This window comes from Streptomyces sp. NBC_00377, assembly GCF_036075115.1.
In the GTDB taxonomy this organism is placed as follows: domain Bacteria; phylum Actinomycetota; class Actinomycetes; order Streptomycetales; family Streptomycetaceae; genus Streptomyces.
Genome location: NZ_CP107958.1, coordinates 1,032,338 through 1,052,697 on the forward strand (window position 1 = coordinate 1,032,338; position 20,360 = coordinate 1,052,697).

Sequence of the window (20,360 nt, forward strand, 5' to 3'; positions counted from 1 at the left end):
CTTCTGACTCACGAGTAAGTTCTGCTCCCTTCAACCCAGTTGACCGCACACAGTCGCTCCGGTTCACCGGATCGCCCCGCCGGACCCGGCGGATCACCGCACGGCGCTCCGCACCGTCCGGGCCGCCGGAAGGCGTGCGGGAGGGCGGCGACCGGCGGGCGGGGACGCAGCGGACTAACGTGCGAGGGGACGGCCGATCCGTCCGTCGCGGCCGGAAGGGAAGCGATCGTGCGTGAGATTCTCCCCGCGCTGAACGGGTGGTACGCCGCCGGTGTGCCGTTCGGGCTCGCCACCGTGGTCGCCGTCAGCCGCAGCGCGCCGCGGGATCCGGGCGCCGCGATGGCGGTGGGGCCGCACGACGAGGTCGTGGGCAGTGTGTCCGGGGGCTGTGTCGAGGGCGCGGTGTTCGAGCTGGCCCGGGAGGTCGCGGCCGACGGCACGGCCCGACTCGAGACCTTCGGCTACAGCGACGAGGACGCGTTCGCCGTCGGGCTGACCTGCGGCGGCGAGATCACCCTGCTGATCCGCGCCGTGACGCCCCGTCTGGACCCTTCGTTCGGCGCGGTCGCGGAGTCGGTCGCCGCGGGCGAGCCGGTGACCGTGGCGGTGGTCACCGACGGCCCCGCGCCCCGCGGGGCCACGCTGGCCGTCTGGCCGGACCGTACCTCGGGGACCCTGGGCACGGAGGGCCTGGACGCGGCGGTCACCGCCGACGCGCGCGGCGGTCTCGCCCTCGGCGTCACCGGCGTGCGGCACTACGGCCCGCGCGGCCAGCGGCGAGAGGACGCGGTCCCGGTGTTCCTGCACTCCTTCGCCCCGCCGCCGCGGATGCTGGTGTTCGGCGCGATCGACTACGCGGCCGCCGTGGCCCGGGTCGGCGACTTCCTGGGCTACCGGGTCACGGTGTGCGACGCACGGCCGGTCTTCGCCACCGCGAGACGTTTTCCGCCGGGTGTCGAGGTGGTCGTGGAGTGGCCGCACCGGTACCTGCGCGACACGGACACCGACGCGCGCACCGCGATCTGCGTGCTGACCCACGACCCGAAGTTCGACGTGCCGCTCCTGGAGGCGGCGCTGCGCCGGCCCGCCGCGTACATCGGGGCGATGGGCAGCCGCCGCACCCACGACGAACGCCGTGCGCGCCTGGTCGAGGCGGGACTCACGGACGGTGAGCTGGCCCGGTTGCGCTCACCGGTCGGGCTGGACCTCGGCGCCCGGACGCCTGAGGAGGTGGCCGTGTCGGTGGCCGCCGAGATCGTCGCGCTGCGCTGGGGCGGCAGCGGCGCTCCGCTGACCGCCACGGCCGGGGCCATCCACTGCCCGGGCGCGCGGTGAGGCCGGCCGCCGACAACCCGACGGCGACCATAACAAAATATGTCAAGTGTGTTAAACGAGTGCGAAAGGGGTAGACGACCGGTACGGACAGACATGCATGTCCTCTGTCCTTCGTCTCGCGAAGGAAGGAGGTCCGTTGAAGCAACGCACACTCGCAAGTTCCGGGCCGCCTCCGACCGTCATGGCCGGGAGCGGCCCGGTTCTCCGTCCGCCCGGGTCCTCCTCGGCCCGGGCGTGCCCGCGCCCGCCGTCGCCCGTACCCGGCTCCTGACCGCTCAGCGCGGTGGCAGCCGGTGCAGGACCACGTCCGTGAGCCGGCCGTCGGCCGCCGTGGCGGTCAGACAGGTGCGGTGCGGCTGCCTGCGCCGGTCGGTCGGGGAGCCCGGATTGAGCAGGCGCAGGCCGCCGGGGGCCGTGCTGTCCCACGGGATGTGGCTGTGCCCGAAGACCAGGACGTCCAGGTCGGGGAAGCGGGCCGCGCAGCGGGCCTCCCGGCCCCGGGCCGCGCCCGTCTCGTGCACGACGCCGAACCGCAGTCCGCCCAGTTCGGCGAACGCGACCTCGGGCAGCCGGGCGCGCAGCTCGGGCCCGTCGTTGTTGCCGTACACGCCGACGACCCGGCGGCTGCGGGCCTCCAGCAGGTCGAGGGTGTCCGTGTCGACCCAGTCCCCCGCATGGATCACCACGTCCGCGAGCGCGAGCGCGTCGAGCAGAGGAGCGGGCAGCGCCTTGGCGCGCTTGGGGAGGTGGGTGTCGGACATCATCAGCAGACGCACGGCGCCAGACTACAAAATCCCCGGGTCGGACGAATCCGGACAGGTGGGGCGTCGCAGGCGGGGTTAGCATCGGGCCACGCGCACCCGCCGCCCCGCGCACCGCAAGCGATCCAGCAAGGGGGCCAGGAGCCCGATGCCGGTCAAGGTCAGCGTCATCGTCCCCGTCTACAACCCCGGTCCCTACATCGAGGACTGTCTCGCCTCGCTGCTGAGGCAGTCGCTCCCGCCGGACGAGTACGAGGTGATCTTCGTCGACGACGGCTCCACCGACGCCACCCCCGCCCGCCTCGACGCGGCCGCCGCCGAGGACCCCCGGATCCGTGTCCTGCACCAGGAGAACTCGGGCTGGGCGGGCAGGCCCCGCAACGTCGGCGTCGACGCCTCCCGGGGCGAGTACGTCATGTTCGTCGACAACGACGACTACCTCGGCGACGAGGCCCTGGCGCGGATGTACGCCTACGGGGTCGCGAACGACGCCGACGTCGTGGTGGGCAAGATGGCCGGCAGGGGCCGCTCGGTGCCGGTGGAGCTGTTCCGCGTGAACCGCCCGCACGCCACCGTCGAGAACGCGCCCCTCATCGACAGCCTCACCCCGCACAAGATGGTCCGCAGGGCGTTCCTCGACCGCACCGGTCTGCGCTTCCCCGAGGGGCGGCGGCGCCTGGAGGACCATGTCTTCGTCACCGAGGCGTACCTGCGCGCCGGGAACGTCTCCGTGCTCAGCGACTACGTCTGCTACTACCACGTCGGACGGGACGACGCCGCGAACGCGGGCTTCCAGCGGTTCGACCCGGCGGGGTACTTCAAGAACCTCCGGGAGGCCCTCGACGTCGTCGAGCGGTACACCGAGCCGGGGCCCCTGCGCGACAGGCTGTTCCGGCGGTGGCTGCGCGTGGAGATGGTCGAGCGGCTGCGCGGCCGGCGTTTCCTCGGGCTTCCCGAGGACTATCGCAGGGAACTGTTCGAGGAGATCCACGGGGTCGTCGTCGAGCGGTTCGGGCCGGGAGTGGCGGCGCCGCTCCAACCCGCCCAGCGGGTCGTCGCCGCGCTGGCCGCCGACGGACGCTACGACGACGTCGTCGCGTTCGCCGAGTGGGAGGCGGGCGTCGCGCTCGCCGTCGACCCGGAGGACGTCCGGTGGCAGGGCGGCGCGCTGCGGATCGCCTTCGCCGCCGAGCTGACGCACGACGGAGGGCCGATGACGTTCCCGTCCGCCGGGGGCTCACCGCCGTGGCCGCCGGGGGACGTCGCCGAGGCGGTGCGGTGGCTGGGCACGGACATCGTGGACCGGTTCGACCGGACCGTGCCCGACCTGCTGCTGCGGGAGCGGGCGAGCTCGGCCCAGTACTTCCAGCCCGTGGACGTCGTCCGGGAGACGGTTCCGGCCGGTGACGGCAGCCAGGTGCGGCTCGTGCTGCGGGCGACCGCCACCGTCGATCCCGCCACCGCGCTGAGCGGCGGGCCCACGGGCGAAGGGCTGTGGGACGTGTTCGTGCGCGTCGGCCTGGGCGGCTGGACGAAGGAACTCCGGCTGGGCCCGGCACCCCGTCACGGCCGCCCCGTCCCGCCCGCCGGGGTGGTCGCCGGGCGCGTGGTGCTGCCGTACTGGACCGACCGGCACGCGAGCCTCGCGCTGGACGTCGGCCACGCGGGCGGACGGCTGGGTCTGGGCCGGGTGGCGGCGGGGGACGTCGCCGTCGCCGGAGACCGCCTCCATGTGGCCCTGCCGCTGCACGTGCCCGAAACCGTCGATGTGCTGGTGCGGCTGACGGAGGCGAGGTCCGGCGGCTCGCGGGAGGTCTTCGGGACACTGTCGCCCGGTGGCCGGCTGACGGCCGCGCTGCCGGTCGATGACCTGACGGGCCGCACCTGGCTGACCACGGTGTGCCTCACCCCGGACGAGGACGGCGCGCGCTTCCATCCGCTGCCGTTCGCCCTGCACGTCGACGCGGACGGCGTCCTCGTGGTGCCGGCACCCCAGCCCGGCGGCGCGCGACGGCTGGCCCGCAGGATGCGGCGGGCCGCGTACCGGGCGCTCGGCAGGTTCACGGCACGGAGGAGGTGACCCGATGCGGCCACTGGACATCGACGGGGCCTGGGTGCTGGAGCCCGAGTTCCTCCCCGACGGACGGGGCAGTGACGTACAGGCCGGTGCGGTGGAGGCCGGTCACGTCCTCGCCGCGCCGGACGAGTTCTGCCACGAGGTCGTGGCCCAGCATCCCGCCCGCGCCCGTGACCAGCCATCTCATGGCGTCCGCGCTCGTCGCTTCAGGGGTTCCCACCAGTCGCGGTGGTCCCGGTACCAGGCGACCGTCCCGGCGAGACCGGGCGTGAAGTCGCGGCAGGGCCGGTAGCCGAGCTCGGTGCGGGCCTTCGTCCAGTCGACGCAGTAGCGCAGGTCGTGGCCCTTGCGGTCCTCGACGTGCCGGACCCGGCCCCAGTCCGCGTCGCAGGCGTCGAGGAGCAGACCGGTCAGCTCGCGGTTGCTCAGCTGGGTGCCGCCGCCGAGGTTGTACACCTCGCCGGGCCGGCCCCCCGTGCGGACCAGGTCGACGCCCTCGCAGTGGTCCTCGACGTGCAGCCAGTCGCGGACGTTGCGTCCGTCGCCGTAGAGCGGGACCTGTTCGCCGTCCAGCAGGTTCGTGACGAAGAGCGGGATCACCTTCTCCGGGAACTGGTACGGGCCGTAGTTGTTGGAGCTGCGGGTGACGCGGACGTCGAGACCGTGGGTGCGGTGGTAGGAGAGGGCGATCAGGTCGGAGGACGCCTTCGAGGCGGCGTACGGGGAGCTGGGGCGCGGCGGGTGGTCCTCGGTTGAGGCGCCGGTCTCGATGGAGCCGTAGACCTCGTCGGTGGAGACGTGCACGAACGGGCCGACGCCGTGCCGCAGGGCGGCGTCCAGCAGCGTCTGGGTGCCGAGGACGTTGGTGCGGACGAAGGCGCCCGCGCCGTCGATGGACCGGTCGACGTGGGACTCGGCGGCGAAGTGGACGACCTGGTCGGCGCCGGCCGTCAGCTTGTCCACGAGGACGGCGTCGCAGATGTCGCCGTGCACGAACTCCAGGCGGGGGTGGGCGGTCGGCAGGTTGGCGGGGTTGCCGGCGTAGGTGAGCTGGTCCAGGACGGTGACGCGCACCTCCGGGTCGTGGACCAGCAGACCGCGCACATACGCCGAGCCGACGAATCCGGCGGCCCCGGTGACGAGGAGGTTCATGGGTGGATCCGTACCTTGCTGGGGTCGCCGAGGACCAGCCGGTGGGCGCCGGACACTCCGGCAGGCGGGGGCACCTCGACGTGCCGGCCGACCAGGGAGTTCTCTATGCGGCCCACTCCGGCGCTCGAGGAGTCCCGCAGCAAGGTGTGGGTGATGGGCCGCAGACGTGTCCCGGCGCCGCTGCCGGACAGCACGAGAGCCTTCATCAGCATCGCTCCAGCCCCGGTCGCCCGGCCGCAACCGATTCGTCCGCTCACGCGTCCTGTGTGCCGGTCAGTCCTCACCCCTGACAATGTTCCATTCCGGGCCGGTCTGCATCCCGGCCCGTGCGCCGGGCACGGTGACGGCGGGCAGACAGGTGCGCGGCGCGGCCGTCTGGCGGCGCAGGCGGCGGGCCCTGGCCCAGCCGGTCTCGGCCCGGCGGACGGCCGTGTTCTCCTCGGGGTACGCGGTCACTGCGGTTCCTCACCTTTCTCGGTCACAGGGCTTGCGCCTCAGGTCAGCCGGCACCCGGGCCGCCGCTGCCGAACGAGCCGCCGGAGCCCTCGTCCCAGCGGGGGCGGCTCTGGTCGGCGCTGTCCCGGCTGCCGGTGGGCCGCAGCTCGTGCGGGGTGAGGCGCTCGCCGTCCGTGGTCTGCGGCATCTCGTTGGGTTCGCGTGAGCGGCTGGTCTCGTGGGCCGGGGCGGAACCGGGCCGGCGGGGCTGCTCGTGCGGCGCCGGGGGCGCGGCCTCGCGACTGCGGACCTTGATGCCGAGGCGGAAGGCCCAGATCAGACCGCCGACGAGAACGATGCCGACGGCGATGAAGGCGACGCTGGCCAGCGCGGACCTTCCGGATGCGGCGACGAAGACGGAGGCGAAGGTGTCCATGGGCGCCGGGTACCCCGTCCGTGTTCCCGGACACGTGGGCCCGGCGGCTCAGTGCTCGAGCAGCAGCTCGCTCCACACCTGCTTGCCGCCGCTGACCGGCACCGTCCCCCAGACGTCGGACACGGCCTCCACGAGGAGGATGCCGCGGCCGCCGGTGGCCTCCCAGCCGAGGCTGGTCGGCTTGACGGGGCTGCGCGGAGAGGCGTCGGTCACGGCCACGCGCAGCCGGCGGTCGATCAGGGTGAGGTCGAGGCGGACCCGGCCGTCGGTGTGCACCAGCGCGTTGGTCACCAGTTCGGAGACGACGAGCAGGGCGGCGTCCATGGCCTGCGGGGGCACGCCCCAGGTGCGCAGGGTGCGCCGGGTGAAGCGGCGGGCCTGCCGGGCCGCCTCGGGCACCCGCCACACCGTCCAGCCCTCGCGCAGGGGTTTGACGGCCATGCCGTCGTAGCGCATCAGGAGCAGGGCGACGTCGTCGCCGCGGTGGGCGTTGCTGAGGAGGGCGTCGGCGACCAGGCCGAGGTGGACGGGGTCGGAGACGGCGAGTTCGGCGGCGAGGCGGTCCAGGCCGGTGTCGATGTCCAGCTCGGCGGACTCCACGAGTCCGTCCGTGGTCAGGGCGATGACGGTGCCGGGCGGCAGGCTCAGCGGGGTCATCGGGAACTCGGCCTGGGTGACGACGCCGAGGGGCGGGCCGCCGTCCGTCTCGGCGATGTCGGTCGCTCCGTCCGGGTACCGCAGGACGGGCGGCGGGTGCCCGGCCCGTACGCACCAGGCGGTGCCCTCCTCCATGTCGACGTCGACGTAGCAGCAGGTGGCGAAGAGGTCGGTCTCCAGCTCCATCAGGAGCCGGTTGGAGTGGGAGACCACCACGTCCGGCGGGTGGCCCTCGGCCGCGTAGGCGCGCAGTGCGGTACGCATCTGGCCCATGAGCGTGGCGGCGGCCGCGCTGTGTCCCTGGACGTCGCCGATGACGAGGGCGACATGGTGCTCGGACAGCGGGATCACGTCGTACCAGTCGCCGCCGACCTCGAGGCCCGCGGTGGCCGGCAGGTAGCGGGCGACGGCGACGGCACCGGGGAGTTCCGGCAGCCGGCGCGGGAGCAGCTGGCGCTGGAGCATGCCGACGAGTTCGTGCTCCGCGTCGAAGGCGCGGGCGCGGGTCAGGGCCTGCCCGGCGAGGCCGGCGGAGGCGGTGAGCAGGGCCCGTTCGTCGGGGCCGAAGTCGTGCGGCTCGTCCCAGCCGATGAGACAGGCGCCGGCCGCCCGGCCGCCGGCGGACAGCGGGAGGACGGCGAGGCCGCCGGGGCCGACCTCGGCGAGGGCCGGTTCCAGGGGGGTGCCGGCGGGCCAGATCCGGGTCCGGCCCTCGCGCAGGGCGGCGGCGAGGGTGGGCATGGCGCGCACGGGCGCGTCGGGCCATTCGGCGCGCCACTCCAGCTGCCACAGCTCGGGCCAGGCCTCGGGTCCTGGCGGGTCGAGGACGGTGACCACGAGCCGGTCGTTCTCCAGTTCGGCGAGGGCGATCCGGTCGGCCCGCAGTGGTTTGCGCAGCGCGGCGACGACGGCCCGGCCGACGTCTTCGACGGTACCGGCGGTGGCGAGCGCGGCGGCCAGCCGCTGGACACGGGAGACGTCGGTGATCTCGTCACGCAGGCTGGAGGCCTCGGCGACGGTGCCGACGAGGCGCGCCGCGCGGCCGTCGCCGGGCAGCAGCCGTCCGCGGAGCCTGAGCCACCGCGGCGGCCCGGTGGGCTGGAGCACCCGGAACTCCAGCTCGCGCTCGCCGATCGACATGTGGCCGGCCTCGACGACGGACATCAGCGAGGGCAGGTCCTCGGGGACGGTGAGCCCGAGCAGTGTCTCCACCCGGCCGTCGAAGTCGTCCCGGCTCATCCCGAAGAGTTGCAGGATCTCGTCGCCGACCTCGACGCGGCCCGTGTCCATGGCCAGGCTGAAGGCGTTGGGGCGCAGTTCCTCGTCCTCGGCGGGGCCCGCCGGGGCGGGAAAAGCGACGGCCTCGGCGACGAGCTCCAGGCAGGCGCGGTCGTCGGCGCCGAACCCGCCGGGGCGCTCGGTCACGGCGAGCAGACAGCCGCCCGTGCCGTCGCGCACGGGCAGGGCGGCCAGGTGGACGTCCCCGGCGGGCATGCGCCGCGCATCAGCGCAGTCGGCGAGCTCCGCCGGGCCCTGCCACACCGGCCGCCCCGTGCGGTGGGCGCCGGCGACCGGCGAACGGCCGTCGAGCGGGTAGCTCTCGCGCAGCCCGTACAGGTTTCCCGGGACGCCGGCCGACTCGACCAGGCGGAGCAGGTCGCCGTCCCGGCCCGGCCCGAGGAGCGTGCCGGCGGGTGTGTAGAGCGCGGCGAAGGCCGCGCCGGCGAAGACCAGCGCCTGTTCCAGGGTGCGCCGCACCCGTTCGGGTGAGGCGGGATCGGCTGTGATCGTCTTGAGCGCGGTTTCGGCGCGCAGAGGTCCCGTTCTGCGCTCCGCGGCACCCTCACTGACCACGTCCGCCATTACAGCGCCAAAGGTCCCCGGGCGCAGCCCCTGCGGCGTTCGGAGCAGGCCGCGAGGGGAATCGACGACGGATCGTGCTCGAAAGGAACCGAACATGTCTTTACGCGTGCGTTTCGCACAGGGATCTCATGACAGGCGTGACTGTCCGCGTCCCCCGTCCGCTTGCGAGTCTCTTGGCCGGGCCACGGAAGCCGGGACACGGAAGGGGACGCATGGACAAGCGGTACGAGGTGTACGCGCTGGCGGACGCGCACTTCTACGAGACGCCCGACCGGCTGACCGGCGAGGGGCCCGCTCCGCTGTTCGACACGGCGCGCCGCCCGGTCCCCGGGGGCTGGACGTCGGCGCGGACCGGCGACTGGCTGACCATGACGCCGCTCGACGCGGACGGCTCCCCGGCGGCAGGACCGGCCCAGGGGTGGAAGATCCACGCCTCGGCCACCCGGGCGAACGCCGACCGGATCGCGGCGATCGTGTGGGACTACTGCGTCCCGCGCCGTGTCCCGTTCAAGTTCGTGCCGGGCCCGCACCTGCTGCATCTGCGCAACACCAAGTACGCCGGCCGCGACACCAGCGGCAAGTTCGTCACGGTCTACCCGTCCGACGAGGAGCAGCTCCACTCGGTGCTGCGCGAGCTGGGCACGCTTCTGGAGGGCTTCGAGGGGCCGTACGTCCTGACCGACCTGCGCTGGCACGAAGGCCCGCTCTACGTCCGCTACGGGGCGTTCGCGCGCAGGTACGTGGTCGACGACCGGGGCTCGCTGGTCCTGGCGGTGCTCGACGGCGAGGGGAACCTGGTCCCGGACCGGCGCGCGCCCTCCTTCCAGGTCCCGGAGTGGGTGACCCTGCCCCCGTTCCTGGAGTCCCACCTGGCGGCCCGCAACACGACGACGGTGGGAGAGCTGCCCTACCGCATCGAGAAGGCGCTGCACTTCTCCAACGGCGGCGGGGTCTACGCGGGCACCGACACCCGGGACGGGCGCAAGGTGGTCCTCAAGGAGGGCCGGCCGCACGCCGGGCTGGCCGCGGACGGGGCGGACGCGATCACCCGGCTGGAGCGGGAGAAGCGGGCGCTGGAGGCGGTGGCGGGCACCGGGGTGGTGCCCGAGGTGCGGGATTGGTTCACCCTCGGCGACCACCGGTTCCTGGTCATGGACCGCGTCGAGGGCCGTCCGCTCAACTCCTTCTTCGCCGAGCGCCATCCGCTGCTGTGTCCCGACCCCGATCCGCAGGCCGTCGCCGCGTACACGCGGTGGGCGGTGCGGGTCCACCGCTCGGTGGAGCGGGCGGTGGCGAAGGTGCACGCGCGCGGGATCGTCTTCAACGACCTGCACGTCTTCAACATCATGGTCGCGCCGGACGGGGAGTCGGTGAGTCTGATCGACTTCGAGGCGGCTGCCCCCGCCGGGGAGAACGGCCGCCAGATCGTGGCGCACCCCGGCTTCTTCGCACCGCCCGACCGCCGGGGCGCCGACGTCGACCGGTACGCGCTGGCCTGCTTACGGCTCGCCCTGTTCCTGCCCGTCACCACCCTGTTCGTGGTCGACCGGGGCAAGGCGGCGCATCTGGCCGAGGTGATCGCCGAGGAGTTTCCCGACGTGCCGAAGGACTTCCTGGACGAAGCGGTCGCGGAGATCACCCGGGACGTCTCGGACGGGGGCATCGGTCCGGACGGGGGCGGGTCCGGAGCGCCGCCGCGGGTCGCCGCCCGTGTGCCGTCGGCGCCGGCCTCCCGCGTGGAGCCCGGCGACTGGCCGCACAGCCGTGACTCGATGGTCAAGGCGATCCTCGCGTCGGCGACTCCGGAGCGCGACGACCGGCTCTTCCCTGGGGACGTCGCCCAGTTCTCCGACGGCGGCGGTCTCGGGCTGGCGCACGGCGCGGCCGGTGTGCTGTACGCACTGAGGGCGACCGGCGCCGAACGGTACGACGAAGGCGAGCGCTGGCTCCTCGACCACACCGCCCCGGCCCCGACGGGCACCCCGCTCGGCCTGTACGACGGCCTCGCCGGCGTCGCCCATGTGCTGGACCTGTTGGGTCACCGGCAGCGAGCGCTGGACCTGGTCGACGGCATCCTGCGCGAACGGTGGCAGAACCTCTCCTCCGACCTGCACGGCGGGCTGGCCGGACTCGGGCTCGTCCTCGCGGGTCTGGCGCGCTCGACGGGTGAGCCGGAGCTGAGCGAGCGGGCCGCCGAGGCCGCGGACATCGTCGTACGACGGCTCGCCGAACCGGTGCCGGAGGGGGCCCGGCGGCGCCGGGCCGGGCTGCTGCGGGGCGCGAGCGGGCCCGCGCTGTTCCTGCTCAGGCAGTACGAGGAGACCGGCGAGCGCCGGCTGCTGGAGGCGGCGGGCCTCGCACTGCGCCGGGACCTGGCTGCCTGTGTGGAACGCGAGGGAGGTGCGGTGGAGGTCGACGAGGGGTGGCGGACCCTGCCGTATCTCGGGGACGGAAGCGTGGGAGTGGGGGCGGTGCTCGACGACCACGCGGCCCATGTCCCCGACGCGGGCGGTGAGTTCGAGCGGGCGCGGGCCGGCATCCTCACCGCGGCCATCTCCCGCTTCTACGCGCAGCCCGGTCTCTTCCAGGGCCGCGCCGGGATGATCCTGCACCTCGCCCGCACCACCGCGCCCGGCGCGAGCCGTGCACGCCTCGACGGGCAGATCGCCGCGCTGGGCTGGTTCGCGATGCCCTACCAGGGCCAACTGGCTTTCCCCGGACACCAGATGATGCGGCTGTCCATGGACCTCGGCACCGGCACGTCGGGGTGTCTGCTCGCCCTCGCCGCCGCCCTCGATCCGGACGGCACGGGCGCCACCGCGCACCTGCCGTTCCTCCCGCCGCCGCACCGCGGCCCTCATGACGCGGCTCCGCGGCAACCGACGGAGTCGTGACGCAACCCGTCCCCACGGGACGTGACATCCAACCGATGAAAGGACACACCATGGCCCTGCTCGACCTTCAGACGATGGAATCCGACGAGCACACCGGTGGCGGCGGCAACAGCACCGTGAGCCTGCTGTCCTGCGTCAGCGCCACGAGCGTCCTGCTCTGTCTCTGACCTACGGCACAGGCGCCACAAGCACCACACGCACCACCAGAACGACCAGCACGACGCGCTCGTCGTGCTGAATGCTCCGGGCGGTCCGCTCCCCAGGGAGGGGGCCGCCCGGGGCCCGGCCGCTCCAGGAACCTGCGAGGAGGTGCGGGAGCAGAATGCAGACGGACCGGACGACCGGCGAGCTGCTCGGCGCGGCGACCCGGCACAGCGGATCGCGCTGCGTGGCTCTCGGGCTGGTGAGCGTCGCGGCGACGGGCGCGGGACTACTGGTGCCCATGGCGCTCGGCCGGACCCTGGACCTGCTGCTCGCCCGCTCCCCCGCGACCGGCTGGGTGCTGTGCTGCGCGGGCCTCGTCCTCCTGCTGACCCTGCTCGACGCGTGCGAGACCGTGCTCGCCGGCACCCTCGACGCCCGGACCACCGCCTTTCTGCGCCGCCGGGTCGTCGGCCACGTCCTGGCCGTGGGCCCGCGCGCCTCCGCCCGGTTCGGCGCCGGGGACCTCGTCGCGCGGGTCGTCGGCAGCGCCGCCCAGGCCGGTACGGCGCCCGGCGCCCGGGCCGCGCTGCTGGCCTCGCTCGCGGGGCCCGTCGGCGCCGTGGGGGCGCTGGTCCTCATCGACCCGTGGCTGGCGGCCGTCTTCCTGACCGGCGCGCCGGCCCTTACCCTCCTGCTGCGCTCCCTCGCCCGGGACACCTCGGCATGTGTGGCGGACTACCAGCGGGCGCAGGGACGGATCGCGGCCGCGCTCACCGAGGCGGTCGGCGGCGCCCGCACGATCCGCGCGGCGGGCACGGCGGCCCGGGACGCCGCACGCGTCCTGCGGCCGCTGCCCGAACTCTCCCGGGCGGGCCGGAGCATGTGGCGGGTCCAGGGCCGGGCGGCGGCGCGGGCGACCGCGGTGGCGCCGCTGCTGCACCTCGGGGTGGTCGCCGTCGCCGGCCTGCTGCTCACCCGGCACCGGCTGTCGCCCGGCGACGTCCTCGCCGCCTCGCGCTACGCGGTTCTCGCCACCGGCGTCGGTGTGCTGGTCGGGCAGCTCTCCGCGCTGGTCCGGGCCCGGACGGCGGCCGCCCGCCTGGGCGAGGTCCTGACGGAACCGACTCCCGCCTACGGCGGACACCGGCTGCCGCGAGGCGGCCCCGGCCGGCTGGAGCTGCGCGGCGTGACCGCCCGGCACGGTGACCGTACGGTGCTGGACGGCGTCGACCTGGTGGTGCCCGGCGGGACGACCCTGGCCGTGGTGGGCCGTTCCGGCGCCGGGAAGTCGCTCCTGGCCGCGCTGGCGGGCAGGCTCACCGACCCGGACCGCGGAGAGGTGCTGCTGGACGGCGTCCCGCTGCCCGCCCTCCCCCGGGCCGAGCTACGGGCGGCGATCGCGCAGGCCTTCGACCGGCCGGCCCTGCTGGGCGTCACGATCGAGGACACCGTCTCCCTGGGACGCGCCTCCCCCGCCCGGGTCCGGGAGGCCGCCCGCACGGCACGCGCCGACGACTTCGTCCGCCGGCTGCCCGACGGCTACGCCACACCCTGCGCGGACGCCCCGCACTCCGGCGGCGAGGCCCAGCGTCTCGGCCTGGCCCGCGCGTTCGCCCACGACGGCCGCCTCCTCATCCTCGACGACGCCCTCTCCAGCCTCGACACGGTCACCGAACGCCAGGTCACTGAGGCCGTGTTCGGCGCCATGACCGCCACCCGTCTCGTGGTCGCCCACCGCGCCGCCACGGCCGCCCGTGCCGACACGGTGGCCTGGCTGGACGGGGGGCGGGTGCGAGCCGTCGGGACGCATGCGCAGCTGTGGCGGACGGCGGGATACCGGGCGGTGTTCGCAGCGGGCGAGGGGCCCGGGGCCGGTGCGGAGGCGGACGCAGGAGTGACGGCCGAGGCCGGCCCGGAAGGACGGCGGTGAGCCGGGCGGCCGGGCCGGACGGTCTGCGGTCCCGGGGGCTCCGCTTTCTGCTGGGCCGTCGGCGGGCCCTGTGGGGGCTCGTGGGCTGGTCGGTGCTGGAGACCGGCCAGACCTTCCTGCTCGGATACGCCCTGGCACGGGCGCTGGACGACGGGTTCCTGGCCGGGCGGGCCGGGCCGGGACTGTGCTGGCTCGCGGTGGCCGGGCTCGGGGTGCTGGCGGGCGCCTACGGCACCGGACGGGTCTACGGGGCGGTCGCCTCGCTGGTGGAACCGCTGCGGGACCGGCTCGTGACCCGGGTGGTGGAGCGGGGGGTGCGCGAGGGGGACGGCGGAGCGCTGTCCGGGCTCACCCAGCAGGTGGAGATCGCCCGGGACAGCTTCGCGGGCCTGGTGATGGTGTCGCGCTCGTTCGTGTTCACCTCCGCGGGCGCGCTGGCCGGTCTGTGCTCGCTCGCGCCCCGGCTGCTCCTGGTCGTGGGGCCGCCGCTCGCCGCGGGCGTGGTTCTGTTCGCGGTGACCCTGCGGCCGCTGGCACGACGGCAGGAGGCGTTCCTCGCCGCCGACGAGGCTCTGGCGCAGAACCTGGGCGTCGTCTGCCCGGGGCTCCGGGACGTCACCGCGGCCGGCGCTGAGGACCGGATCGCCGCCGACGCCGCAGCCCTCGTCGAGGCCGAGCGGCGAGCGGCCCGCGCCCTGGCCCGGTGGGGCGTGGCCCGCGTGGCCTGCCTCGCGCTCGGCGGTCAGCTGCCCCTGGTCCTGCTGCTGGCCGGCGCTCCCTGGCTCCTGGACCAGGGCGTCACCCCCGGCGCCCTCGTCGGCGCCCTCGCCTATGTCACCCAGTCCCTGCTCCCGGCCCTCGACGGCCTCGTACACGGCCTGGGCACCAGCGGTTCCCGCCTGACGGTCGTACTGAAGCGCCTCACCCCGCCCGCCGGGACCCCTGATTCCCCGGCCGACGACAGCACGCCGCGGCCCCCGCGCCAGCACGCGACCGAGCCCCCGGCCGACGAGGAGCCGCTGCCGTGCCCGTCGTCGTACGCCGCGACGGCCGGACCCGCGGCGACTGGGGCGCCGCCCGCGCAGCGCGTCCGGTCCACCACCGCGGTTGCCCCGTCGTACGCCGTGCCGGCCGGCCCCGAACCGCCCGCGCTGTCCCTGACCTCCCTCACCTTCGCCTACGGTCCCGCCTCCGCGCCCGTCGTCGACGACCTCACCCTCGCCCTGCCCACGGGGGCCCACCTGGCCGTCGTGGGGCCGAGCGGGATCGGGAAGTCGACGCTGACCGGGCTGGTCGCGGGGTTGCTCCAGCCGGTGCGCGGGAGGGTGCGGATCTGCGGCCGGCCGGTGCCGGGCGGCGAAGCCGCCGCTCGGCGTGTGCTCATCCCGCAGGAGGCGTACGTGTTCAGCGGCACCCTCGGCGAGAACCTCACCCATCTGCGGCCGTACCCCGTGCCCGAGGAGGAGTTGCTCGCCGCGGCCGAGGCCGTCGGGCTGACCCCGCTGCTCGACTCGCTGGGCGGACCGGCCGCGCGGGTGGATCCGGCGGCGCTGTCGGCCGGCGAACGCCAGCTGATCGCCCTCACGCGCGCGTACCTCTCGCCCGCGCCGCTCGCCCTGCTCGACGAGGCGACCAGCCATCTGGACCTGGACGCGGAGGCCCGCGCCGAGCGGGCCTTCGCCGCCCGGCCGGGCGGCACCCTGGTCGTCGTCGCCCACCGCATCGGCTCGGCCCGGCGCGCGGAGCGGGTGCTGGTCATGGACGGACCGCGTACCACGCACGGGACGCACGAGGAGGTGGCGCGGTGCTCTCCCCTGTACCGCGATCTCTTCGGTGGCCGGGAAACGGCCGGGAACCCCGGGAGAGCCGGGAGAACCCGGAGAACAGGCAGAGCGGGGGAACCCGACACCCTCGGAGAGACCGGAGAGACCGGAGAGACCGGGGAGACCGGGGAGACCGGGGAGACCGGAGGCTCCTCACAGCCAGCCCTGCCCCTGGGAGATGCGGATGGCGTCGACACGGTTGCGCGCGCCGGTCTTGCGGGTGATCGCCGCCATGTAGTTGCGCACGGTCCCGTGGGAGAGATGCAGGTTCCCGGCGATCTCCGCGACGGAGGCTCCCTCGGCGGCGAGGGTTAGGACGCTCAGTTCCCGACGGGTCAATGGCATCTCGGCGGCCTTGAGGAAGCCGAAGCCGAGCGAGTCATTGATGAAACGTTCCCCCTGAGCGACCTTACGGATGCCGTGCAGCAGTTGCTCCGGCGGGCCCGCCTTGTCGACATAGCCGAGCGCCCCCGCCTCCAGGGCCCGTTTCAGCAGGCCCGGCCTGTTCGCACTGGCGAGCACGAGCAGCCTCGGCGGCGTCAGGCCACCGCCTCGCGGGCATAACTCGCCCAGCGGGGGGAGGCCGTACGCCTCGGAGCAGTCGAGATCCGCCGCGCACACGTCCGGGCGCACCGCCCCGACGCGGCGGGCCGCGCTGCCCCACGGGACGTCGTCCACCCGCAGATCCGGGTCCCTGGACAGCCACTGCGCGAGAACCGATCTGACCAGACATGCGTCGTGCACCAGAAGTACCCGGATCACTGCCACCCCTTCAGCTCGCGTACGCCGGTTCCGTGCTGTTGTCCGTGGTGCTGAACGCCTGCCCATTCTTCGGCCCTCGGACCGTTTCTCAGCGCGAAGATCAAGCCATCGGGTTGCGCGGGGGCGCACGCGGGGCGCCCGTACACCCTCCCGCGCTTCGGCCGGGGAGGCGTGGGGACGGCCCGACGGGGTACGGGGTGCCCCTCGGCGGGCGCGCCGCTCGCCGTGCGGGCCGGGCCGCCAGGGGGCAGATTTGGACCCTGGGACTCGCGCGGCGCCGGGCGAGGAGGTGGTCGCCGTGTCGGACGGGCAGACGTCGTCCGGTCGGACGCCCGCTGCCGCCGTGCGAGCGCCGGTCGGACGACCGCTTCTCTCCCTGGCGCTGACGTCGATGATGGACGCCGTCGGGGCGCACTCGGGCGCCGTGTATCTGCGTCCCGGTGACGAGTCGGTGTTGGAGATGGCGGTGATGGCGGGGCTGCCCCGGTCCTTCGCGGCGCCCTGGGAGCGGGTGGGCCTGAGCGCGCCCATCCCGGTCGCCGAGGCGGTGCGCGAACGGCGACTGGTGTGGGTGGGCGGGGCCGAGGAGATGGCCCGCCGGTATCCGCGGATCGCCGTCGTCCTGCCCTATCCCTTCGCACTGGCCGCGCTGCCCGTGCGGACCGCGTCCCGGGTGTACGGCGCGGTCTTCGTGACCTGGCCCGGCTCGCACCCGCCGGAGCTGTCCGAGCGGGAGCGCCAGGAACTGACGACGGCCTGCGACCGGCTCGCGGTGCAGCTGGAGCGCGCCGCCTCGAAGAACCGTCCCGTGCGGGCCGAGACCGATCTGCTGGACACGAGCCCGCTGGGCGACGCCGCCGGCACGCTGGGCACGGCCGAGGCGGCCCGGATGGTGGCGCGGTTGCCGTACGGGATGTGCTCGCTGGACCTCAGCGGGCGGGTGGCCTTCGCGAACCCCGCGGCCGCCGAGCTGCTAGGCGTCCCGGTGAGCGGGCTGCTGGGCTCACAGCTGTGGATGGCCGTGCCGTGGCTCAACGATCCGCTGTACGAGGAGCGCTACCGGGCCGCGCTGATCAGTCAGGAGGCCACCTCGTTCGTCGCGCTGCGCCCGCCCTCGCAGTGGCTGTCGCTCCGGCTGTATCCGAGTACCACCGGGATCAGCGTACGGATCAGCCGGGCCCGGGCCGTGTCGGTGACGGGACCGTCCGGCCCCCGCTCGGAGGACGCGCCGTACCGGCTGGTGTCGATGTCGCAGGCGCTCAGCATGGCCGGGGCGCTCACGGAGACGGTGAGCGTGCAGGACGTGGTGGGACTGGTGGCGGAGGAGATCGCGCCGGCGGTGGGCTGCCAGGCCCTGGCGCTGCTCGGCGCGCGGGCCGGCCGGCTGCACGTGCTCGGGCATCACGGGTATCCCGACCCGCGTGTCGTGGAGCGGTTCGACCGGACGCCGCTGACCTCCCCGACGCCGGGCGCGCACGCCGTCGCGCACGGCGTCCCGGCGTTCTTCGAGTCCCGGCAGCACCTGGAGCGCCTGTACCCGGCCCGGCAGGCTTCGCACGACGGCTTCGCCGCCTGGGCCTTCCTGCCGCTGATCGCCTCCGGCCGGCCGGTGGGAGCCTGTGTGCTGGCCTACGCGGAACCGCACGCGTTCTCCACCCACGAACGGGCGGTGCTGACCAGCCTCGCCGGGCTGATCGCTCAGGCCCTGGACCGCGCGCTGCTCTACGACGTCAAGCACCAGCTGGCGCACGGGTTGCAGGCGGCGCTGCTGCCGCCCTCACTGCCGTCGCTGGCGGGCATCGAGGCGACCGCCCGCTATCTGCCGGCCACCCGGGGCATGGAGATCGGCGGGGACTTCTACGACCTGGTGCCCTCGCCCCCGCTCGCGGCGGCCGTGATCGGAGACGTCCAGGGGCACAACGTGACCGCGGCCGGGCTGATGGGGCAGATCCGTACCGCTGTCCGCGCCTACACGACGGTGGGCCAGGAGCCCGCGGAGGTCATGCGCAGCACCAACCGGCTGCTGATCGACCTCGGCTCGGAGCTGTTCGCGAGCTGTCTGTACCTGCGGCTGGATCCGGCCAGGGGCCGGGCGGTCATGGCCCGGGCCGGTCATCCTCCACCGTTGCTGCGCCGCGCGGACGGCCGGGTCCGCGTCCTGGACCTCGCGGGCGGTCCGCTGCTGGGCATCGACGGCTCTGCGGCCTATCCGACGACGGAGGTCGAGCTGACCCGCGACTGTGTCCTCGCCCTCTACACGGACGGGCTGATCGAGACGCCCGGGGTGGACATCGAGGACGCGGTCGCCGACCTGGGACGGCGGCTCGGCGAGGCCGGGGACCGTCCGCTGGAGGAGCTGGCCGACGAACTGGTGGGCCACTACGCGGCGGCGGAGCAACGGGTGGACGACGTGGCGCTGCTGTTGCTGCGGGCCCGGGGAGACGACTGAGGGGCCGTCTCCGGGTGCGAACACGAACGGTCCGGCCCCCGCCGGAGGGCCGGACCGTTCGGATGACGCCGTTTCAGTGCGACTCGTTCACACCCGAGCCGTCGCCCTTGCCGTTGTCGCCGGCCTGGTCCTGGTTGCCGCCGGCCTGGTCGTGGCCGTTGCCCTTCTGGTTCTGGCCGCCCGCGTTGTCGTCGGCGCCGCCCTGGATGGCCTCACCGGTGTTGTCGTCGATACCGTCGCCGTTCGCGTCGACCGCACCGGCACCGGCGTCGCCGCCGCCCTGGATGGCCTCACCCGTGTTGTCGTCGATACCGTCGCCGTTCGCGTCGACCGCACCGGCACCGGCGTCGCCGCCGCCCTGGATGGCCTCACCCGTGTTGTCGTCGATACCGTCGCCGTTCGCGTCGACCGCACCGGCACCCGCTTCGCCGCCGCCCGCGCCCGCGCCGGCACCGCCGTCGCCGAGCGTCGCGCCGACCGCCGCCAGGGCGGTGGTCACCGGCTGGAAGAACGTCTCGCCACCGGCGGTGCAGTCACCGCTGCCGCCCGAGGTCAGACCGATGGCCTGGCCGTCCTGGGTGAAGAGGGAGCCGCCGCTGTCGCCGGGCTCTGCGCAGACGTCCGTCTGGATGAGGCCGGTGACGGTGCCCTCGGGGTAGTTCACGGTGGCGTCGAGGCCGAGGACCTGACCGTCCTTCAGGCCGGTGGTGCTGCCCATCCGGAAGACCTGCGTGCCGACCGTCGCCTCGGCGGCCTGGCTGATCGCGACGGTCTGCTGGCCGGTGTTGACCTCGCTGGGCGCCTGCGTGTTGGCGTCGTCGTACTTCACGAGCGCGAAGTCGCCGTCACCGGGGAAGGTGGCCTGGTCGACGGTGGCGATCGGCTGGCCGTTCTCGGAGTCGGACCACTGCTTGGCCGCGACACCGCAGTGACCGGCCGTCAGGAAGGCCGGGGAGCCGTCGCCCGCCGTCACGTTGAAGCCGAGGGAGCAGCGCGCCCCGCCGCCGAATATCGCGTCGCCGCCGGAGACGAGGGGCTTGAGCTTGCCGGCCGACTTCTTGATCGTCGCCATGCTCGAGCCGAGGGTCTTGACGGTCGAGTCGATCCGGTCCCACTTGCTGCCGGTGACCGTGGAGTCGGCGGTGACGAGGATCTTGTTCGTCTTGGGGTCGACGGCCCAGGAGGTGCCCGGGATGGTCGCCTTGGCCTTCAGCGTCTTCGCGGCCGCCTCGAGCTCGGCCGTGCTGTTCTCGACCTCGCGGACCTTGGCGCCCGCCTTCTTCGCCTGCGTGATGACGTTGTTCTCGTCGCCGGAGACGTTCACGACGTTGACGACCAGCTGCTTGCCGGCGTCGTCGTAGTAGGAACCGGCGAAGGCGTCACCGAGCAGCTTCTCGAGCTGGGACGCGAGGTCCGAGGCGTCGCCCGACTTGAGCGTCTTCACCGAGGCGGCGTTGCCGGAACCGCCGTCCTGGGAGGCGTTGGCCTGGGGAAGGAGGATGGCCGCCGCTCCGAGCGCCGCCACACCGCCTGCCGCGATGATGGCCTTGCGCTTCGTAACTCGCTTGTGACTCAAAAAACTCGACCTCCTGGGGGACGGGGTCTGGCTGCCGGGATTCGGCAGCTCCGTACAGCGGCGCCT

14 protein-coding genes and 2 pseudogenes are annotated in these 20,360 nt (G+C 74.2%); 7 read left to right on the forward strand and 9 right to left on the reverse strand.

Going from position 1 to position 20,360, the window contains the following annotated elements; all coding sequences use genetic code 11:
* Window positions 1-228 precede the first annotated feature (228 nt).
* Entirely contained in the window at window positions 229-1,335 is a 1,107-nt protein-coding gene (locus OHS71_RS04655) for an XdhC/CoxI family protein (protein ID WP_328477067.1), read from the forward strand.
* 275 nt (window positions 1,336-1,610) lie between these two features.
* On the opposite strand, the gene OHS71_RS04660 is transcribed toward OHS71_RS04655, so the two are convergent.
* Window positions 1,611-2,111, reverse strand: a complete 501-nt coding sequence (locus OHS71_RS04660) for a metallophosphoesterase family protein (RefSeq protein ID WP_328477069.1) — start codon at window positions 2,109-2,111, stop codon at window positions 1,611-1,613.
* 133 nt (window positions 2,112-2,244) lie between these two features.
* Between OHS71_RS04660 and OHS71_RS04665 the strand changes: the two genes are divergently transcribed.
* Entirely contained in the window at window positions 2,245-4,176 is a 1,932-nt protein-coding gene (locus tag OHS71_RS04665; RefSeq protein ID WP_328477071.1) for a glycosyltransferase family 2 protein, read from the forward strand.
* Here OHS71_RS04665 and OHS71_RS41275 read toward each other — a convergent pair.
* From OHS71_RS41275 to OHS71_RS04695, 6 genes and pseudogenes are all read right to left on the reverse strand, one after another.
* Window positions 4,157-4,360: an NAD-dependent epimerase/dehydratase family protein gene (locus tag OHS71_RS41275; protein WP_443046853.1), complete on the reverse strand. Its 204-nt coding sequence runs from the start codon at window positions 4,358-4,360 to the stop codon at window positions 4,157-4,159. The two genes, OHS71_RS04665 and OHS71_RS41275, sit on opposite strands and share 20 nt — an antisense overlap.
* Window positions 4,357-5,325, reverse strand: coding sequence for a dTDP-glucose 4,6-dehydratase (gene rfbB / locus OHS71_RS04675; RefSeq protein ID WP_328477073.1), 969 nt, complete (start codon window positions 5,323-5,325; stop codon window positions 4,357-4,359). Before rfbB ends, OHS71_RS41275 begins: the two co-directional genes overlap by 4 nt.
* Window positions 5,322-5,468: pseudogene (locus OHS71_RS04680) on the reverse strand (glucose-1-phosphate thymidylyltransferase); the annotation flags it as partial. The gene rfbB and the pseudogene OHS71_RS04680, both read right to left, overlap by 4 nt.
* Before the next feature lie 130 nt (window positions 5,469-5,598).
* A complete protein-coding gene (locus tag OHS71_RS04685; RefSeq protein WP_328477075.1) occupies window positions 5,599-5,781 on the reverse strand; it encodes a hypothetical protein in 183 nt (60 codons plus the stop codon).
* Between the two features lie 43 nt (window positions 5,782-5,824).
* The gene (locus OHS71_RS04690; protein ID WP_328477077.1) at window positions 5,825-6,196 is read right to left on the reverse strand and encodes a DUF6479 family protein; all 372 of its coding nucleotides are present in this window, start codon (window positions 6,194-6,196) and stop codon (window positions 5,825-5,827) included.
* Between the two features lie 48 nt (window positions 6,197-6,244).
* Window positions 6,245-8,716 (reverse strand): SpoIIE family protein phosphatase, encoded by a 2,472-nt coding sequence (locus OHS71_RS04695; RefSeq protein WP_328477079.1) that lies wholly within the window; start codon window positions 8,714-8,716, stop codon window positions 6,245-6,247.
* A gap of 212 nt (window positions 8,717-8,928) precedes the next feature.
* On the opposite strand from OHS71_RS04695, the gene lanKC reads away from it, so the two are divergent.
* From lanKC to OHS71_RS04715, 4 genes are all read left to right on the forward strand, one after another.
* Window positions 8,929-11,610 (forward strand): class III lanthionine synthetase LanKC, encoded by a 2,682-nt coding sequence (gene lanKC / locus OHS71_RS04700; protein WP_328477081.1) that lies wholly within the window; start codon window positions 8,929-8,931, stop codon window positions 11,608-11,610.
* Between the two features lie 50 nt (window positions 11,611-11,660).
* Window positions 11,661-11,777, forward strand: coding sequence for a SapB/AmfS family lanthipeptide (locus OHS71_RS04705; protein ID WP_189924634.1), 117 nt, complete (start codon window positions 11,661-11,663; stop codon window positions 11,775-11,777).
* 155 nt (window positions 11,778-11,932) lie between these two features.
* The gene (locus tag OHS71_RS04710; protein ID WP_328477083.1) at window positions 11,933-13,684 is read left to right on the forward strand and encodes an ABC transporter ATP-binding protein; all 1,752 of its coding nucleotides are present in this window, start codon (window positions 11,933-11,935) and stop codon (window positions 13,682-13,684) included.
* A complete protein-coding gene (locus OHS71_RS04715; protein ID WP_328477085.1) occupies window positions 13,681-15,822 on the forward strand; it encodes an ABC transporter ATP-binding protein in 2,142 nt (713 codons plus the stop codon). The genes OHS71_RS04710 and OHS71_RS04715 overlap by 4 nt, the downstream gene beginning before the upstream one ends.
* On the opposite strand, the pseudogene OHS71_RS04720 reads toward OHS71_RS04715, so the two are convergent.
* Window positions 15,745-16,335: pseudogene (locus OHS71_RS04720) on the reverse strand (LuxR C-terminal-related transcriptional regulator); the annotation flags it as partial. The gene OHS71_RS04715 and the pseudogene OHS71_RS04720 overlap by 78 nt on opposite strands.
* A 223-nt stretch (window positions 16,336-16,558) precedes the next feature.
* Here OHS71_RS04720 and OHS71_RS04725 point away from each other — a divergent pair.
* Window positions 16,559-18,718 (forward strand): SpoIIE family protein phosphatase, encoded by a 2,160-nt coding sequence (locus tag OHS71_RS04725; RefSeq protein ID WP_328484394.1) that lies wholly within the window; start codon window positions 16,559-16,561, stop codon window positions 18,716-18,718.
* 73 nt (window positions 18,719-18,791) lie between these two features.
* Here the strand turns inward: OHS71_RS04725 and OHS71_RS04730 are convergent, their stop codons facing one another.
* Window positions 18,792-20,294: a S1 family peptidase gene (locus tag OHS71_RS04730; RefSeq protein WP_328477087.1), complete on the reverse strand. Its 1,503-nt coding sequence runs from the start codon at window positions 20,292-20,294 to the stop codon at window positions 18,792-18,794.
* Between the last annotated feature and the right edge of the window lie 66 nt (window positions 20,295-20,360).

What these genes read in the sequence shown, in the direction of transcription:
- rfbB (WP_328477073.1), bottom strand. Translation starts at nt 5,325, where the DNA reads ATGAACCTCCTCGTCACCGGGGCCGCCGGATTCGTCGGCTCGGCGTAT.
- OHS71_RS41275 (WP_443046853.1), bottom strand. Translation starts at nt 4,360, where the DNA reads ATGAGATGGCTGGTCACGGGCGCGGGCGGGATGCTGGGCCACGACCTC.
- lanKC (WP_328477081.1), top strand. Translation starts at nt 8,929, where the DNA reads ATGGACAAGCGGTACGAGGTGTACGCGCTGGCGGACGCGCACTTCTAC.
- OHS71_RS04710 (WP_328477083.1), top strand. Translation starts at nt 11,933, where the DNA reads ATGCAGACGGACCGGACGACCGGCGAGCTGCTCGGCGCGGCGACCCGG.
- OHS71_RS04695 (WP_328477079.1), bottom strand. Translation starts at nt 8,716, where the DNA reads ATGGCGGACGTGGTCAGTGAGGGTGCCGCGGAGCGCAGAACGGGACCT.
- OHS71_RS04705 (WP_189924634.1), top strand. Translation starts at nt 11,661, where the DNA reads ATGGCCCTGCTCGACCTTCAGACGATGGAATCCGACGAGCACACCGGT.
- OHS71_RS04665 (WP_328477071.1), top strand. Translation starts at nt 2,245, where the DNA reads ATGCCGGTCAAGGTCAGCGTCATCGTCCCCGTCTACAACCCCGGTCCC.
- OHS71_RS04690 (WP_328477077.1), bottom strand. Translation starts at nt 6,196, where the DNA reads ATGGACACCTTCGCCTCCGTCTTCGTCGCCGCATCCGGAAGGTCCGCG.